The organism is Shinella sp. (assembly GCF_049651085.1).
GTDB lineage: Bacteria > Pseudomonadota > Alphaproteobacteria > Rhizobiales > Rhizobiaceae > Shinella.
On the sequence record NZ_JBASBL010000027.1, the window covers coordinates 41635 to 57979 of the forward strand.

Here is a 16345-nt window from a genome sequence, read left to right on the forward strand (position 1 = left end):
AGCCTGTATCCCAAAGACCGGAGAGTCGATCCATGAAAACCCGTTGGACCAATGTCACGGTGGTAACGCCCCGGGCAGAGGAAACCGCCGATCTATTGATCGACGGCGAGCGCATCGCTGCGATCGTGCCGGCTGGCAGCGGCGCTGACGCTGTCAGTAGCAGTTTCTGGCGGGTGCTGGACGGTGGCGGTGCGATCCTGTTTCCCGGCATGATCGATCTTTTGCAGCACGGCTACGGCGCGCATCTTTACAACGATGCGGAAGCGGGAGCGGTGGCGGACAATGGTCGGCTGCTGCTGCGCAATGGCGTGACTGGTTTTATGCCCTCGATCTCTTGCCTGCCACCGAAGGCCTTGGAGCCGACCCTTTGCCGGCTGGCGGATCAGATTGCCAAAGCCGGTGGCACCGGCGGCGCCCGCGCGCTTGGACTGCATTCCGAAGGCCCTGTCTTCGGCTCGCCCGGGGCCCACAACCCGGAAAATATACAGCTTCCCTCGGTCGGGCTGGCGGACCGGATGATCGCCGCCGCAGAGGGCCGCCTGAAGACAGTGACGGTGGCACCGGAAATGCCTGGTGCCGAGGGTTTCATCCGCCGGCTGAAGGCCGAAGGCATCTCGGTGCATTTGGGGCATTCGCGCGCCCGTCCCAAGGATATTCCGCGTTATGTCGGCTGGGGGATAGATGCCGTCACACATATGTTCAATGTGATGCCGACCTATCCGCCGGGCGATATGGGCGTGCATGTCGTCTCGCTCAGCGATGCCCTTCTGGCTGAGCCGGGCCTTGCACTTGGCCTGATCTGCGATGGCATCCATGTCGATCCGCAACTGGTGCGGTTGCTGGGGCAACTGCCCGAGAACCGCCTTTTCCTCGAAACCGATGCCATGAAATTCACCGGCACTGCCGGCGCGACATTCGAGTTTTTTCCCGGATATCGGGTGACCAGCATGCCCGGCCGGGCCGTGCGAGAGGAGGACAGCGGGGGGCTTTGCGGATCCTGCCTCACCTCGGATGAAGCGGTCCGTAACTATTTGGCCTATTCCGGTCAGCCACTGGTGCGCGCCGCCCATGCGGCAAGTCTGGTGCCCGCCCGTCTTCTGGGCATGGAAACGGATCTGGGCAGTCTGGAGCCTGGAAAGCTGGCCGATTTCACGCTGCTCGACCGGGCCAGCCTGACCCCCAACGCCACATGGGTCGGCGGCCGCGAAGTCTGGAGCATCGAGGCATGACCACGCGACTGCGCTATGCCGAGGAGGGCGAACTTCATCTCGACTTCCATGGCGCCAACAATACCACCATCGACTATGTGCTGAAGACCTATGGCGCCGAGGCTCTGGAAGAGATTTTCCGCAAAGTCGGCCATGATGTCTACCGCGCGATCCGTGAGGATCTTGAGCGTGGAGACAGCGCCCAGCTGGTGGCGCATTGGCGGCATTTCTTCGACCGCGAGCAATGCGATTACGACATCGAGATCGGCCAGGACGAGATTGTGCTGACGGTGCTGCGTTGCACCGCCTGGCACCATGTCGCAAAGCTGGTGGGCTCTCCCTCGCCGCATTTTTGCGACCAGACCATCAGCACCAACCGGGCCATGGCTGCCGGCTCACCCTTCTCCCTTGAAACAGTGATCACCGGGCCGGGCAGTTGCCGCCAGGTGCTGAAGCGGCGGGTGCCATGATCCCTTCGGACCATTTCGGCAGATTTTACAACGAGATCCTCAAATTCCTTGACGCCAAGGGGGATGCCGCGCTGGAGTCCTTTTTCCTGGTGACCTCGAAGAACCATGAAAAACACATCCTGAACCTGATCCAGACTGAGGGTCTGGAGGGAATGGAAGCCTATTGGAACATGATCAAGGTCGAAGAAAATTGCGATATGGATATCGATCGCAACGCGGACCGGATCGAACTGAGGATGAACCTTTGCCCCAGCCTGAGCAAGATTCTGGACAATGATGCAACTCCCGCTCATCGCTACTGCGACCATTGTGCCGGATGGATCGGGCCGATCATGGACAAATCCGGCTATCACATGGTCTATGACGTGATCAGCCGCACCGAGCCGCGCTGCACGCTGCAGATCTACAAGGATGCCGCCAAGGCCCGAGCCGCCGAAGCCGATACGCAATTGCTGATGGGCTGGCCCGGACACAAGCTGGCCGAACGTAACCAAGATTGAGCCGGAGCTCAGCCCCTTACCGCTGAGGGTTCGCGCTGATCGAGACGGGCGGCAATTCTCCAGGCCGCGCCTTTCAGCGCATCGGCGGCATTGTCGGTCAAGAGCGAGGACATCCGCCGCTCGGGCGCCGACAGGCTGATCGCGGCCCGGGGATAGCCCGAGGCGTCAAGGATCGGTACACCGATACACATCAGCCCATCCTCATTTTCGCCGCGCTCGATCGCATAGCCACGACGGCGCACATCCGCAGTCTGGCGATTCAGCTTGCGTATATCGGTCACCGTGTTGATGGTCCGTTGCGGCAATTCATTGTCGCTCGGGAACAGGGCTTCGGATTCCGGAAGATGGGCAAGGATGGCCTTGCCAAGCGAGGTGGAATGCAGCGGATTGCGATGCCCGATCCGTGCCTGAGCCCGCAGCGGGCGGCCCGGCTCGATCATGTCGATATAAACCACCTGCCGGTCGGACAGGACCCCCAGATTGACTGTCTCGTTAAACGTTTCGACCAGAAAGCGCATCTCGGGCAGCGCGCTTTCACGCAGGCAATTCAAGGTCTGGTCGATCTGCGCCAGCTCTCGCAGGCGGGGCCCGGTCCCATAACGGTCACGATAGATGTCATGGGCGACAAAACCTGTGGCCGCCAACGTCTGCAGATAGCGAAATACCGTGGTTTTGGGCAACCGCAGCGCATTAACGATCTCGCTCAACGAAACCATATGGCCATGTCGCACGATGTAGTCCAGCACATCCAGCGCTTTGGCCACGGGCTGCACGATATAGTCGCCGTCGAGTCTTGCCATGAGCCTCTCCATTTTCTTGCATCATGACCCCGCACGGGCCAATGGAAACGTTTCAGAAAAAGGTCTTCAGCGCGCCGGTCACGGCATAGCTTTCATCCACCAGCATCAGGAGCTGCCACTTGTCGAATGTGGTGCAGGGGTGGCCGATGCCGAAGCCGACCATGTCGCCCGGTGCCAGCGGGCTGGTCTCGGGCAGCTCCATATGGGCATGCTGGTCGTTCATCGCCACCAGCCGGTGCTCGGCCGGGATGGAGAGGGGGGCCTCCTGACCGGCGTCCGGCCGGTACCAGTGCAAAGGCACCGGCAATCCGGCATCGAAGCCGGCATCGCGCTTGCCCATGGCAAGGATGGCTCGGCCTGGTTCGGGGCGCGACTGCACATGGGCCCAGACCTCGAGTGCGGGCTTCAACCCTCCCGGCGGCAGGTTAAGCGCGGTTCGGGCAAGGATCGCTTCGAAAGCCTGTGCGTAAACGGTGGAATCATGTGTCAGATAGCAACCCGAGCGCAGCACCTTGATCACGGGGCAGTCAAAGGCGACGGCGTTGAAGCGCTCGCCCACGCGGTCAAAGAAGGCGGTGCCGCCGGCCGTGATCACCACCGGCCGTCTCTGGTTGTAGAGATTTTCGTTCATTGCCGCCTGCGCCAGGGCAGTCACATCGTCGATCAGGCCCTGCGCTGCATCCACGGTCGGCAGCAGGCCCTCAAAACATTCGAAACCGGCCAGTTCCAGGCCTGGGGTTCCGGCGACCGCCCGTGCCAGCGCCAGCGCATCGTCACGGCTTCGGCTGCCGGCGCGGCCACCGGCAAAGCCGACCTCGATCAGAATTCTCAGCGGGTTCCCTGTCGGTGGCGGCAACCGTTTTGCGCCTTCGGCCAGCGCGGCCAGCCCGGCGGCGCTGTCGAGCAGGCAGTAGATCTCAAGCCCGGGATCCTGCAATGCCCGAAGGCAGAAGTCGATTTCAGCCCGCCCGATCAGCTGGTTGGCGAGCAGGACCCTTCGCAGCCCGAAGGTGATGCAAACCTGTAGCTGCTGTACCGTGGCGACCGTAATCGCCCAGGCTCCGTCGGCAATCTGCAGGTCGAAAAGCTGTGGAGACATCGTGGTCTTGCCATGGGGGGCGATGACCAGGCCGTTGAGGCCGGTGAACTGGCTCATCCATGCCGAATTCGCGTGTAAGACCTGTTCGCGGACGACGGCGATGGGCAGGGGCAGGTCACCCGCAAGCAGGTTCCAGCCCTGCGCGCCAATCTCGTCAAGGCGGAGCTCGGGGACGTCGAAGGGCATCCCCTTGGTCAGCGGCGGAACTTTGAGTGCCGCCAGTTTTTCTGCATCAAGTCGCGCGATCATCAAAGCTTCTCCTGCCAGGCGGTCGGGGTGGTTGTCACTGCTGCAACGGAGCCCAAGCCGGCCGACGTCTGGGTTGGGCCGGTGATCCGACCCTTGTTATTCCACTTTATGGAACGGTAGCTTCATTCTTTCTGCATTTCAAGATAGCTTGGGGTTTGGCTGTCAAAGGAATTTCAGAGAAAACCGCATTTTATCCAATAAAATGTTGCAATATCCTGATGCTTCCCTATTTTTGACCGCATCGACTGATCCGTCAATATCGTTCTACATTATGGAATATAGGTCATGCGGCATGTCATCTCCTGCATGTCGGGGCCACTGGCGGACAGATGCAAATGGGACCCATCACGCAATACAGGAACAGGCGGCGCGAAGAGACATGACGACCCCGACAAGCAAGGCCCGCATCCAATCGATTGCCCGCGCCAAGGATCTGCTTGATGCTATGGCGGGCGGCGAATGGGTCAGCCTCAAGCAACTCAGCAGTTGCACCGGCCTAGCGAAGACCAGTGCCTTCAATTTGGTCGGCGCATTGGTCGATGTCGGGCTGGCCGAGCGCAATGTTGCGGGCGGGGAATACCGGCTTGGCTTGCAGCATCTGATCTATGGCAAGGCGGTGGAGCGGCGGATCGACATTGCCGCTATCGCCAGGCCGCATCTACTGCGGCTTTGCGCCACCACACGCGAGACGCTGAACCTTGCCGTGCCGAGGCCGGCCGATACGCTGATCATCGACAGTTTCGAGGGCAGTCAAGCGCTGCGGGTCACCTCATATTCCGGCACCCGCGCGCCTTATCATTCCACAGCATGCGGCCGGGCACTTCTGGCCCATCAATCCGAAGCCTTCCGCCGCATGCTCTATTCCTCTGGCCCGTTGCCGGCCGCCACCCCTGCCACATTGACCAAGCCGGAGGAGCTGGAGCGCCTGCTTGCGCAATGCCGCATGCGTGGCTGGATCGTCGAATTCGAAGAGAACGAGCCCGGCAGCGCCTGTGTCGCCGCACCGATCTTCAACCATGAAGGCGAAGCCATCGCCTCGGTAAGCATCGCCGGCCCCTCAAGCCGCTTCGACACCGAAACCATCGAACGGCTTGGCCAGCTGCTTGTCACGAGTCTGGCCAAATTGACTGAAGATCTTCCGCGTTCCACTCCAACTTCCGGCCAAGCCCAATGACTTCCAAACGCATCCTTCTCGCCGCGCTTTACCATGAAACCCATACTTTCGTGGAGGAAGTCACCCAGCTTGCCGATTTCACCCTGCTGCGCGGGGCCGAGATCCTCGGCCATCGTGGTGACGGATCGAACATCGACGGTTTCCTTTCGGTGGCCGAGCGGGAGAAATGGGAGCTGGTGCCGGTTTGCGATTTCTGCGCCTTACCTTCGGGCACAACCGATCATGCGGTTTTTACTAGCTTCTGCATCGAGTTCGAGGCCGGATTGCGCGCGGCTCTGGCCGATGGAGGACTTGATGGTATCTGGCTGGCGCTTCATGGCGCCATGGTCACCACCCAATGCGAAGATCCCGAAGGCGTGCTGCTGGCACTGATCCGCAGCGTGCCGGGGGCTGAGTATTTGCCGGTATTTGGCGTTTTCGATCTGCACGCCTGTTTCACGCCGCTGATGGCCGCCCATTCCAACTGCTTGGTCGGCTATCGCGAGAACCCGCATACCGACACATTCGAATCCGCCGTCCGCTCGGCGGATCTGCTGGCCCGCGCGCTGAAGGCGCCCGTGCTGCCGCGCTGCTTTGTGCGCAATATTGCGGTGATCTGGCCGCCGACCGGGACAGCCACCGCCGACCGGCCGATGCGCGATCTGGAGGCGATGGCTCGCGCGCTGGAGGCAGAGAACCCCGATTTCTGGTGTGTGAATATCATCGCCGGCTATTCCTTTGCCGATATATTCCATGCCGGGGTCGCTGTGACCGTGGCGACCACCGGCCCCGAGGCGGCGGCACAGCAGGCGCTTGACCGGCTGGAGGCGCTGGCACTTGCATTGCGGGATGCAGGTCTGCCTGATGAATGGCTGCTTGATGAAGCTTTGGAGCAGGTTAAACAAGACCCGCAGGGCCCGAACCTGATTGTCGAGCCAGCCGATAATATCGGTGGCGGCGCGCCGGGCGATGGCACTTCGGTGCTGCGTGGCTTTCTACGCCATGGGCTGGCCAATGCGGCTGTGGCGATCGCCGATCCGGCTGCGGTGGCCGCCTTGGCCGATGCCGCCCCGGGTGAGATCCGTCACCTTTCAATCGGCGGCAAGGGCAGCCGCCTTGACCCCGGCCCGCTTCAGCTTGAAGTCCGATTTCTCTCGCGCAGCGATGGCCGCTTCACGCTTGAGGATTGCCAGAGCCATCTGGCCGGCATGCAGGGCATCCATATCGACATGGGCCCCTCAGCCGTGGTCGAGCATCAGGGCATCCGCATCCTGCTGAACAGCCGCAAAACACCTCCCTTCGATCTTGGCCAGTTCCGCTCGCAAGGCATCATCCCCGAAGACCTCTCGGTCATCGGCATCAAGGCGGCGGTGGCGCATCGGCGCGCCTATGATCCGATCGCGCGGCGCAGCTTCACGGTGACGACGCCGGGGCCTTGCACCTCGGATCTGGCCAGCCTGCCCTATCGCAGGCTGCGCCGCCCTGTCTATCCGGTCAGCTGATCGCGTGCCGCCGCCCATTCTCACTCCCCGAGACCATCCAACCAGGAGATCCCAATGATCGAATATCCCGATGCTTCGGCCATGCCGCGTTCGCATCTACCCTTCAGCCCCTATACCAAGGTGGGCGATTTGATCTTCGTTTCCGGCCAAGCATCGGTCGATGAGACCGGCAAGATCGTCTCGGATACATTCGAGGGGGAAATGCGCCGCTCGATCGAGAACCTGCGCAGGGTGCTGGAGGCTGCGGGCAGCGATCTGGCGCATGTGGTCCAGACCCGCAACTATGTGCGTGATGCCGAAGAAGTTCAGCTCTTCAACAAGATATACCCGGAATATTTTCCAAACCCCTATCCGGCGCGCACCACAATCACCAACTGCCTGCCAGTGCAATTGCGCTATGAAATCGAATGTATTGCGGTTGCCAAACCGGCTAGGTGACGATGGGCGGCAATTCTTTCGCGACATGGAACAGCGACTGATTTACACAAATGGCGCCTAGGGCAACTGTAACTCCAACAACCAAGGAGTTCACATTGTCCCCTTCTTCCATAACAGCACCGATTGCCGCACCCTCTGACCGCCTGATGGATTTCAGCAAGTCTGCCCAAGCAATTGAGCAGAATTCGCGCTGGATCCCGGGCGGCGTCAACAGCAGCTTCAGGTTGGGCATTGCCCCCACGCCGCTGGTTTTCGACCGCGGTGAGGGCGCCTGCCTTCATGACATCGACGGCAACCGGCTGATCGACTACTACCTCGGCATGGGCCCGATGATCCTGGGGCACCGGCCGCAGGCCGTCGTTGATGCCGTCACAGCCCAGCTGGAGCGCGGCATTCTTTTTGCCGGTCAGACCGATGTCGAAGCCGAGGCGGCGCGGCTGGTCTGCGAAATGGTGCCTTCGGCCGAGCAGGTCCGCTTCGGCTCCTCGGGTTCGGAGGTTGACCAGGCGGCCCTGCGCCTTGCCCGCGCCGCCACTGGCCGCCGCAAGGTGATCAAGTTCGAAGGCCACTACCATGGCTGGTTCGACAATGTGTTGTGGTCCACCGCCCCCGGCGCCGATGTGGTCGGCCCCGCGGACGCGCCGCTGCTCGTTGGCGGATCGAAGGGGCAACTGCCGGAAACTTCGGAAACCCTGACTGTATTGCCCTGGAACAATCTCGAGATCCTCGAGGCATATCTGAAGGCCAATGACGTCGCCGCCGTGATCATGGAAGCTGCGATGTGCAATCAGGGGGCAATCCAGCCGGCTGAAGGCTATCTGGAAGGCGTGCGCGCAGCTTGCGATCGCCATGGCACCATCCTGATCTTCGATGAGGTGATTACCGGCTTCCGGCTTGGGGCAGGTGGCGCGCAGGAGCTGTTCGGGGTCACTCCGGACCTTTCCACCTTCGGCAAGGCGATCGCAAATGGTTTCCCGGTGGCCGCTCTTGCGGGGCGCGCCGATCTGATGGGCCTGTTCAGCTCGGGCGGCGTCTTGCATGGTGGCACCTACAATGCCCAGCCGGTGGCAATGGCTGCCACCGTTGCCACGCTGAAATCCCTGACACCTGCGCTTTATGCCAAGATCGGCCGCGCCGGAGAGATCCTCATGGAAGGATTCCGCGAGATCTTTGCCAGCGAGGGCATCACCGCTCAGGTCAACGGATTTGGTCAGGTCTTCCATGTTGCGCTCGGGCTTGAGGCGCCGGCGCGCAGCTACCGTGACCTGCTGCAGATCGACAAGCCGGCCTATGTCGCGCTGACCACGGCTTTAATCCAGCGCGGCGTGCGCCCGCTTGAGCGCGGGGCCTGGTTCCTCTCCAGTGAGCACAACGATGCCTTGCTGGCCGAAACGCTGGATGTGATGCGCGACGCGGTGCGTGCGCTGAAGGCCAAGGGCCGGCTCTAAGCGCGCAGGCTCTCACCTGGCCGCACAGTGTCGCTCGACACTTGGACGCTGGTTCTGCGGCTCAGGTGGCCAGTCTACCATACCTTCCCTCCGGCGCCTGACAGTCGGCGCCGGTGGTGGCACTTGCCTCGGTTCCGGCCGGGGCCGGAGGCTGAAGTCGGAGGTGCGCGGTCGGTGCCGGGCTGGCGCAGGAAAGCGCCCTCGAAACCATTCTCGCCTCCTCGTCCTCGGCGCGGCTTGGTCGGCCACCTGATGGCAGTGGAACCTTAACCTGGCGGACTTCCGGCTGACTAAAGTATAGAGATGACCAGAACTCCGGCCAATGCGGCAGGGGGGGACGGGACTTCAGCCCCGGGACCCTTTCTGTATGAGCCACGGCCCCCCGCTAACGGACCAACCCGCCAATTGGAGAACCCTATGCGCAAGCAAAGCGCCCTGCCGCCTGTGACGTCTGCTCTTTTCGATGAGGTGATCGACCGCAGCGCTAGCAATTCGGCGAAATGGTCCTGTGTCGCAGCGTCCGCGGCTGCGGGCGCGATGGCGATGCATCCCTTGCCGATGTCGGTGGCGGATTGCGATTTCCGCGCGCCGCAGCCCGTGCTGGACGCACTGAGCGAGGCTGTGCGCCATGGCATCTTTGGCTATCCGACCGGCGCAAGCCAAGGCTATCTGGATGCGGTGACTAACTGGCAGTCACGTCGTTTTGGCTGGGAGGTCGATCCCGACTGGCTGCTGTTGTCCGCCGGGGTCGTTCCGATTCTGAAATCTGCCGTTCAGGCCTTCACCTCGCCGGGTGATACGGTGTTGATTCAGTCGCCGGTCTATCCGCATTTCCGCAATGACGTGCTGGTCAATGGCCGCCATCCGACCCCCGCACCGCTGCAGCGCACCGAAACCGGCTACGGCTTCGATGCGGGGGTGTTTGAGGCGGCTATCCAGCACAACACCAGGCTTTTCATCCTCAGCAACCCGCACAACCCCACAGGCACCGTCTGGTCGCCGGCCGAGTTGCGGTCCATGGGCGAAATCTGCTTGCGCCATGGTATTCTGGTGGTCTCGGACGAGATCCATCAGGATCTGATCATGAACCCGGCGTTGCGGCACACGCCATTTGCCTCTCTTGGTGAGGACTTCGCGGCCAACAGCATCACCTGCACCGCCCCGGGCAAAACCTTCAACCTGCCGGGCCTGCAATGTGCCAATATCATCGTGCCGAACGCCAGATTGCGTGCCGAACTTTCACGGCAATACGAACGCAACACCACGCCACTGGTCAACAGCCTTGGCATGATCGCCTGCGAAGCTGCCTATCGCCATGGCGCGTCATGGGTCGACGAGATGGTCGCCTATGTCCGCGCGAACCACCTGCATCTGGCGAGCGGAATGCAGGCTCTGGGAGAGACGATCCGCGTCATTCCCGCCGATGCGCTTTATCTGGCATGGCTCGACTGTCGCGGCCTCGGCATGGATGCAGCGGAGCTTGAGAAATTCATGCTGACCACGGCCCGGGTCGAAATGATCAACGGCCTGGCCTTTGGCGAGGAAGGCCGAGGCTATATGCGGATGAACCTTGGCTGCCCGCGTTCGACCGTAGACATGGCCATCCAGCGGATAGTCACGGCCATTGGCGGGCTTTAGCCCCGCCAATGGCATTGGTGCAGCTGTCCGGATATCTGGCACTTGGACGAGGTCGTGATTTCCATCAGCGGCTGAAAACACTGGCTTTGGCGTGCCGTTGATCAGCACGGTTGCGTTCTCGACGAGATCATCCAAGCCCGCCGCGATACCAAAGCTGCCAAGCGATGGCTGGTCACATGGCCATTCCATCTGTTCAAATCTTCAAACGTGAACTTCCTGCCCGTCGCCGTCCCGACAACAAAAGGAGCGAGGCAAAGGGGGTGCTCTACCTCTTTCGGCTCAATGCCAACTTCCATCCCACCGTGTAGACTTGGTATTGATGACAAATGTAGGCGGTTTCAAAATGAAGTGCCTGTTTTCCAGAATAGTCACGGCCGCAGTGGCCTCAGCCGTTGTTTTTCGTAGCTGCGCCGGGCCAAAGGCCCAAAGCTCTGGCGGGCAACTGGGCTGTCTTCAATCGCCGCAAAGTACCTAAGCTGCATTTAGCATCCGTTCGGAAGGGCATCCGAACGTCAGGGATTATCTCTGAGACAAGCTACGAGGCTATTCCGGTCGTCTTCTTTGATCTGCATTGGAGCGAGAACATGAAAAATCTCCTTCGAAATGTCGCACGCACCACCGTTGAACAATTGGCAGGCACGCGCATTCTTCGAGATGAAGAGAAAGTGCTCGTAAGGGACGCACAAATCTACTGGCAAGACTCCTACAGCAAAAACCACCGGTCGAATTCTCACTGGTGTGGTGACACGGGTATTGACGACACAATCTGGCGCGAGCTGGGCAAACGGCATCTTGATCTGTTCCGCAACTACCTGGCACTCAAAAGCTTGAATCGACCGACGCATCGGATCGTGGAGTGGGGATGCGGAGGTGGCGCGAATGCCATCCATTTCGCGACCGAAGGCGAGGAGTTCGTTGGCGTCGATGTATCATCCAATTCGCTGACGGAATGTGGCCGCAGACTCCAGGATATGGGTTTCTTCAACTACCTGCCAATACAGATTACCGTTGATAATCCAGACAAAGCAGTAGAGCATCTGATAGGTACATGTGACGTTTTCCTCTGTACCTACGTTTTCGAACTCTTCCCGACGCCTGAATATGGTCAGCGCATTGTGAATTTGGCGTATCGGTTACTTCGGCCATCAGGATTTGCTATAATACAAATAAAATATGGAACGCACGAGCGTCGAACGAGGCCACGTAGATGGAGCTACGAAAGAAATCTTGCAAACATGACGACTTACACGATCGAAGACTTTTGGTTGATAGCAGAGCAAGCTGGTTTCTCCCCATTCTCGGTCACTTTGCGTCCGAAGGATGAATTGGTGGGTGATGAAAGGTACGCGTATTTTCTGCTCGAAAAAAAGTGAGTGCGTAGGGCGATGTCATGTTGCCGGCAGCTTAGCGGTTAAGGGGTAGTCCGGCTGAGATGAACTCACGACTATCTGTGCACAGCGGTGGGAAACGATGGCGTTTTTAGTAGACGATAGCCTAGGGCATGACAGGCAACTACCTGCCGAAAACGTCATCGCCGGCTAACCTGACGACACTGACTTGATGTTGCCATTTCATGCCGACCTTACGTGGCTTCGCCGCCCTTGTAGCCTTACTGTTATCTTCTTTGCCCGTGGCGGCGCGCAGCATCACGGACGCCGCCGGGCGCGTCGTCGAGATACCCGATAGGGTGGAGCGCGTGCTGGCTGCTGGACCGCCGGCCTCGGCTGGTCTATGTCCTCGGTGAGCCTCCTCGCTGCCTTGGCAGATGAACCGCGAGTGCGCCTGATAGAGCGCCCAAGCCAGAGCGCAGTCAAGAAGGCTTGAAACGATCCTTGCAATGACTGGTCACCTTGCCGAGAAGCGTTCGCGCGGCGAGGCGCAGAGGGGAGCGGCTTAGATAGACCGCACCAGAAACGAAAACCCGGCTCATCGGGTCCTCCATGAGCTTCACGATGCCATTTCTTTCAAAAATGCTCCGGAAGGTCTTTGCCGTCGAGATGAGGTAGGTCGATTCACGAACGATCTCCATGGTGTTCAGCATGGTGTTCGTTCGCAGGATGTAGTTCCGGCCGGTCTTCTGCCATTGTGAAGCATCAAAGTCGTACTCGAACTTGTGGTTGATCCAGGGATAGCCGACCAGGTCTTCATGGCGGGCGCTCTTCAATCCCAGGAGGGGATGCCGCGCATCGCAATAGATGTCGTAAGGCGCCTCGACGAGCGGGATGAAGGTATGCGTAGGCGCCGATTCAATCTTGGGAGAGGCGACGCCGAAGACCATTTCATATGTTCCATTGCGCAGGCCCTCCATGCGCGTCTCGTGGTCGACGATATCGACCCTGACCGAGATTTGGGGATTTTCGGCGGTGAAGTCGCGGATGATCGCTGGCAATATGCCATAGCCCCAGCTATCACCCGCCCCGATCGAGACGCTGAGGCGCCCCTGGCGCTGTGCGTGGTTGATCTCCTCCTCCGCACTGGCAATTGCGCTCATGGCGCGGCTCGCATGTTCGTAGAGCACGATACCGGCTTGCGTGAGTTCGACGCCGGCTGCCGTTCGGTGGAAGAGCTCGGTGCCAAAACGCTCCTCCAGAAGCGCGATCGTCCGGGACAAGGCCGGCTGGGAAACGTGAAGACGCTCGGCGGCGCGCGAGATGCTCAAGCTATTCGCCACGGCAAGAAAACGTTTGAAACCTTCCACTACGACTCATCCATTTATTGAATGCCCTATCCAATCTAGGCATTTGCCTTGTGAATTTGCTTTAGTCTATTTGTCCGGCCAATGGGAGTATTTACCGTGAAAAAGCATCGTAGAGACGGGCTCTGGCCGTTGATATTGCCGCCATTCGCCCTTCTGGCGGCGGTGACGGTTTTGCCGATCGTATTCACTTTCGTTATAAGCCTCTACTTTGTCGATCCGACATCGCCAAACCCGGCCCAATTCCAGGGATTTGCGAATTATTTCGCGCTTTTCTCGGATGAGCGCTTCATCAATTCGCTCGTCGTGATGGCGCAGCTGATCGTATTTCCGGTAGTATTGCAGGTTCTGATCGGGCTTGCCCTGGCGATCGTGCTGAAGGAAAAATTGCTCGGAACCCGCTGGATGCGGCTGGTCTTCATTCTGCCGGCGGTTATCCCGCCAGCCGTAAGCGGCCTCCTCTGGAAGCTGTTCATCATTCCTGGCGCGGGTGGCCTGACCTATATGGGAAGCCTTGCCGGAGTGGATCTGCAGCCCGATCTGCTCAATCTGCCACTGCCAGCGCTGATCGTGGTCATCACGGCGTCGGTGTGGGTCGGGACGCCCTTTGTCGCTCTCCTCTTTCTTTCGGCGCTGGAAACGGTCGGAAGCGAGCAGTATGAAGCGGCAACCATCGACGGCGCCAGCTGGCTGCAAAGCCATTGGCATATCTCCATCCCGGCCATTCGGCCCGTCATAACGACGGTTGTCGTCTTCCGGATTCTCGAGGCGCTGGCGATCTTCCCGATCATCTTCATCCTGACCGGCGGCGGACCCGCGGGCGCTACGGAGCCAGTCAATTACTACGCCTATGTCACCGGCTTCGACTATCTGAAGATAGATTACGCGGCGACACTCATCTTCTTCTTCTTCATGATCATGATGAGCTTCTGCGCGCCTTTCCTGGTGCGGATCGCTCGCTCGGCCCGGGGGGCAACCGCATGAGAATGCGCCGATCGGAAAAGATCGCATGCTACGCGATCGCCTACCTCTTCATTCTCTTCCTGCTGGCGCCGGTCGTGTGGATGCTGTCGACCTCCTTCAAGGGCGAGCTTGCCATCTTCCAGAAGCCGCCGGCCCTGCTGACCGCGCCGACGCTCGACAACTACGCCTCGGTACTTGGCGACCGGAAGTTCGTGCAGTCGTTCTGGAACTCCGTGATCGTGTCGTCGGCAACGGTGCTGTTTTCGATGCTCCTTGCGGTGCCGGCTGCCTACGGCCTCTCGCGGCTGCGCTCGCGCGTCAAGGCGGGGCTTCTGTCCTGGGTGCTTCTCGTGCGCGCCGCGCCGGGGATGATCTACGTTATTCCCTATTATGTCGCCTTCCAGCAGACCGGGCTCGTGGACACCAAGATCGGCCTTGTCCTGATCAATACGGTCTTCACGGTGCCGCTCGCCATCTGGATCCTCATTTCCTTCTTCGATTCCATTCCCTACGAGATCGAGGAAGCGGCGGTCATTGATGGCGCCACGCGTCTGCAGATCTTGACCAAGGTCGCCATTCCCATGGCCGCACCGGGCATCGCCTCAACCGCCATCCTGGTCTTCATCTTCGCCTGGAACGAGTTCCTGTTCGCGCTGACGCTGACCCGTTTCGACGCCAAGACGGCGGCCGTCGCGATCCTCAACTACATGGCCTACGAGGGGACGGAGTGGGGCAAGATCGCCGCGGCCGGGATCCTGATCCTGCTGCCCGTCCTGGTCTTCGCGCTCTTCATTCGCAAATACATGATCCAGACGACCGCTGGCGGCGTCAAAGGCTGATGCATCACAATACGGAGGAATGATTGTGAAAAGTACACTGTTTGCAACGACGATATTGGCGGCTAGCGTCGCTGTTCCGGCCTTTGGCGCCGACAAGCCTTTCGATGGCGTGACGCTCCGTGTTCTCAGCACCCAGCAGCCCTGGGACGCGGAAGTCCAGAAGCGGGTCGCGCAATTCGAGGAAAAGACCGGAGCGACCGTCGAGTTCGACCTTTACGCGTTCGGCCAGACGGTTCAGAAGGTCGCCGTCGAGCTGACGTCGAAATCGCCGGCCTATGACGTCGTGTTCCTGGAAGCATCCGACGTGCCGCGCTTTGTGCCCGGCGGCTTCCTGGAGCCGCTTGACGGCTACGTCGAGACGGCGAAGTTCGATATAGACGACTTCATTCCTTCAACGATCGCTGCGGAAACCGTCGATGGCAAACTCTACGGTATCCCGTACTTTGCGGCGACGCAGCTGATGTACTATCGCGGCGACGTCCTCAAGGCCGCGGGTTTCGATGCGCCGCCGAAGACCTTCGAGGAGCTCATCAGCATGTGCGGCAAGCTCCAGACGCAGGACATGCCGTGCACGGCCCTGCGCGGCAAGGCCAACACGAGCGAGAACATCTGGTACTGGACGCAGATCCTCTACGGTTACGGCGGCCACTGGGTGAAGGATTTCCCCAATGACATGACGCCGACGATCAACTCGCCGGAGGCGGTCAAGGCTGCGGAAGCCTATGTGAAGCTGCTGCAGGACTACAGCATTCCGGGGTCGGCTTCGGCCGGATATGACGAGGTCGTCGTCGCCATGCAGCAGGCGAACGTGGCCATCGCGATAGAGGGGGCTCCGCTTGCCGGCCGCATTCTCGATCCGAAGCTCTCCAAGGTCAGCGGCGAACTCGGCTTTGCCGTCACGCCGGGCGGACCGGCAGGCGTCTTCGCGCCATTCAGCGCCCAGGGCTGGAACGTCAACGCTGCGTCGCGCAACAAGGAAGCTGCGGCTGCCTTCATCCTGTGGGCGACCAGCAAGGAGATAGTCAAGGATATCTCCACAAACAGTTCCTTCCTGGCCGTGACGCGCAATTCGATCTGGGCCGACGCTGCGTTCGAGGCCAAGCATGGCTACGACTTCGGCTATGGTTCCTTCACCAAGGCCTACGCGGCGACGCTCGCCGTGGGCGCGAAGGATTACCGCCTGCCCTTCGCCGAATTCCGCCCGATGGCCGATCGCGTCGGTTTGGCGCTGCAGGAGGCAGCGGTCGGAAAGAAGACGGCGCAGCAGGCTCTGGATGACGCCCAGGCCGACGTCACGACCATTATGAAGCGCGCCGGCTACCTCAAGTAAGCCAGCATACCAC

At 60.4% G+C, this 16345-nt stretch carries 15 protein-coding genes and 1 pseudogene; 13 read left to right on the top strand and 3 right to left on the bottom strand.

The window, feature by feature from the left end:
• The first annotated feature begins 95 nt into the window (after positions 1 to 95).
• The 3 genes from WA950_RS17580 to WA950_RS17590 are packed head-to-tail and all read left to right on the top strand — an operon-like array spanning position 96 to position 2178.
• The gene (locus WA950_RS17580) at positions 96 to 1229 is read left to right on the top strand and encodes an N-acetylglucosamine-6-phosphate deacetylase (protein WP_424553016.1); all 1134 of its coding nucleotides are present in this window, start codon (positions 96 to 98) and stop codon (positions 1227 to 1229) included.
• Positions 1226 to 1678: a hypothetical protein gene (locus tag WA950_RS17585; RefSeq protein ID WP_424553017.1), complete on the top strand. Its 453-nt coding sequence runs from the start codon at positions 1226 to 1228 to the stop codon at positions 1676 to 1678. The genes WA950_RS17580 and WA950_RS17585 overlap by 4 nt, the downstream gene beginning before the upstream one ends.
• Positions 1675 to 2178 (top strand): hypothetical protein, encoded by a 504-nt coding sequence (locus WA950_RS17590; RefSeq protein ID WP_424553018.1) that lies wholly within the window; start codon positions 1675 to 1677, stop codon positions 2176 to 2178. Before WA950_RS17585 ends, WA950_RS17590 begins: the two co-directional genes overlap by 4 nt.
• Before the next feature lie 8 nt (positions 2179 to 2186).
• Here the strand turns inward: WA950_RS17590 and WA950_RS17595 are convergent, their stop codons facing one another.
• The gene (locus WA950_RS17595) at positions 2187 to 2978 is read right to left on the bottom strand and encodes an IclR family transcriptional regulator (protein WP_424553019.1); all 792 of its coding nucleotides are present in this window, start codon (positions 2976 to 2978) and stop codon (positions 2187 to 2189) included.
• A gap of 52 nt (positions 2979 to 3030) precedes the next feature.
• The gene (locus WA950_RS17600) at positions 3031 to 4326 is read right to left on the bottom strand and encodes an amino acid aldolase (protein ID WP_424553020.1); all 1296 of its coding nucleotides are present in this window, start codon (positions 4324 to 4326) and stop codon (positions 3031 to 3033) included.
• Between the two features lie 379 nt (positions 4327 to 4705).
• On the opposite strand from WA950_RS17600, the gene WA950_RS17605 reads away from it, so the two are divergent.
• From WA950_RS17605 to WA950_RS17635, 7 genes and pseudogenes are all read left to right on the top strand, one after another.
• Positions 4706 to 5500 carry an IclR family transcriptional regulator gene (locus WA950_RS17605; protein ID WP_424553021.1) on the top strand — a complete coding sequence of 265 codons (795 nt, stop codon included), beginning with the start codon at positions 4706 to 4708 and terminating at the stop codon, positions 5498 to 5500.
• Entirely contained in the window at positions 5497 to 6981 is a 1485-nt protein-coding gene (locus WA950_RS17610; protein WP_424553022.1) for a M81 family metallopeptidase, read from the top strand. Before WA950_RS17605 ends, WA950_RS17610 begins: the two co-directional genes overlap by 4 nt.
• A gap of 54 nt (positions 6982 to 7035) precedes the next feature.
• Positions 7036 to 7419, top strand: a complete 384-nt coding sequence (locus WA950_RS17615; protein WP_424553023.1) for a RidA family protein — start codon at positions 7036 to 7038, stop codon at positions 7417 to 7419.
• A gap of 146 nt (positions 7420 to 7565) precedes the next feature.
• Positions 7566 to 8867 carry an aspartate aminotransferase family protein gene (locus WA950_RS17620; protein WP_424553024.1) on the top strand — a complete coding sequence of 434 codons (1302 nt, stop codon included), beginning with the start codon at positions 7566 to 7568 and terminating at the stop codon, positions 8865 to 8867.
• 417 nt (positions 8868 to 9284) lie between these two features.
• Positions 9285 to 10505 (top strand): MalY/PatB family protein, encoded by a 1221-nt coding sequence (locus tag WA950_RS17625; RefSeq protein ID WP_424553025.1) that lies wholly within the window; start codon positions 9285 to 9287, stop codon positions 10503 to 10505.
• Between the two features lie 30 nt (positions 10506 to 10535).
• A pseudogene (locus WA950_RS17630) lies at positions 10536 to 10676 on the top strand (DDE-type integrase/transposase/recombinase); the annotation flags it as partial.
• A 413-nt stretch (positions 10677 to 11089) separates the two neighbouring features.
• Entirely contained in the window at positions 11090 to 11878 is a 789-nt protein-coding gene (locus tag WA950_RS17635) for a class I SAM-dependent methyltransferase (RefSeq protein WP_424553026.1), read from the top strand.
• Between the two features lie 437 nt (positions 11879 to 12315).
• Here WA950_RS17635 and WA950_RS17640 read toward each other — a convergent pair whose 3' ends face one another.
• Positions 12316 to 13203: a LysR family transcriptional regulator gene (locus tag WA950_RS17640; protein ID WP_424553027.1), complete on the bottom strand. Its 888-nt coding sequence runs from the start codon at positions 13201 to 13203 to the stop codon at positions 12316 to 12318.
• Between the two features lie 96 nt (positions 13204 to 13299).
• Between WA950_RS17640 and WA950_RS17645 the strand changes: the two genes are divergently transcribed.
• Genes WA950_RS17645 through WA950_RS17655 form a run of 3 tightly spaced genes read left to right on the top strand, consistent with a single transcriptional unit; the run spans position 13300 to position 16332 of the window.
• The gene (locus WA950_RS17645; protein WP_424553028.1) at positions 13300 to 14184 is read left to right on the top strand and encodes a carbohydrate ABC transporter permease; all 885 of its coding nucleotides are present in this window, start codon (positions 13300 to 13302) and stop codon (positions 14182 to 14184) included.
• Positions 14181 to 15002: a carbohydrate ABC transporter permease gene (locus WA950_RS17650; RefSeq protein ID WP_424553029.1), complete on the top strand. Its 822-nt coding sequence runs from the start codon at positions 14181 to 14183 to the stop codon at positions 15000 to 15002. The genes WA950_RS17645 and WA950_RS17650 overlap by 4 nt, the downstream gene beginning before the upstream one ends.
• A gap of 25 nt (positions 15003 to 15027) precedes the next feature.
• Positions 15028 to 16332: an ABC transporter substrate-binding protein gene (locus WA950_RS17655; RefSeq protein ID WP_424553030.1), complete on the top strand. Its 1305-nt coding sequence runs from the start codon at positions 15028 to 15030 to the stop codon at positions 16330 to 16332.
• Positions 16333 to 16345: the final 13 nt, after the last annotated feature.

Bases quoted from the DNA above. Each gene is read 5' to 3' on its own strand.
- WA950_RS17585 (WP_424553017.1), top strand. From the start codon at position 1,226: ATGACCACGCGACTGCGCTATGCCGAGGAGGGCGAACTTCATCTCGAC.
- WA950_RS17590 (WP_424553018.1), top strand. From the start codon at position 1,675: ATGATCCCTTCGGACCATTTCGGCAGATTTTACAACGAGATCCTCAAA.
- WA950_RS17595 (WP_424553019.1), bottom strand. From the start codon at position 2,978: ATGGCAAGACTCGACGGCGACTATATCGTGCAGCCCGTGGCCAAAGCG.
- WA950_RS17600 (WP_424553020.1), bottom strand. From the start codon at position 4,326: ATGATCGCGCGACTTGATGCAGAAAAACTGGCGGCACTCAAAGTTCCG.
- WA950_RS17605 (WP_424553021.1), top strand. From the start codon at position 4,706: ATGACGACCCCGACAAGCAAGGCCCGCATCCAATCGATTGCCCGCGCC.
- WA950_RS17610 (WP_424553022.1), top strand. From the start codon at position 5,497: ATGACTTCCAAACGCATCCTTCTCGCCGCGCTTTACCATGAAACCCAT.
- WA950_RS17615 (WP_424553023.1), top strand. From the start codon at position 7,036: ATGATCGAATATCCCGATGCTTCGGCCATGCCGCGTTCGCATCTACCC.
- WA950_RS17620 (WP_424553024.1), top strand. From the start codon at position 7,566: ATGGATTTCAGCAAGTCTGCCCAAGCAATTGAGCAGAATTCGCGCTGG.
- WA950_RS17625 (WP_424553025.1), top strand. From the start codon at position 9,285: ATGCGCAAGCAAAGCGCCCTGCCGCCTGTGACGTCTGCTCTTTTCGAT.
- WA950_RS17635 (WP_424553026.1), top strand. From the start codon at position 11,090: ATGAAAAATCTCCTTCGAAATGTCGCACGCACCACCGTTGAACAATTG.
- WA950_RS17650 (WP_424553029.1), top strand. From the start codon at position 14,181: ATGAGAATGCGCCGATCGGAAAAGATCGCATGCTACGCGATCGCCTAC.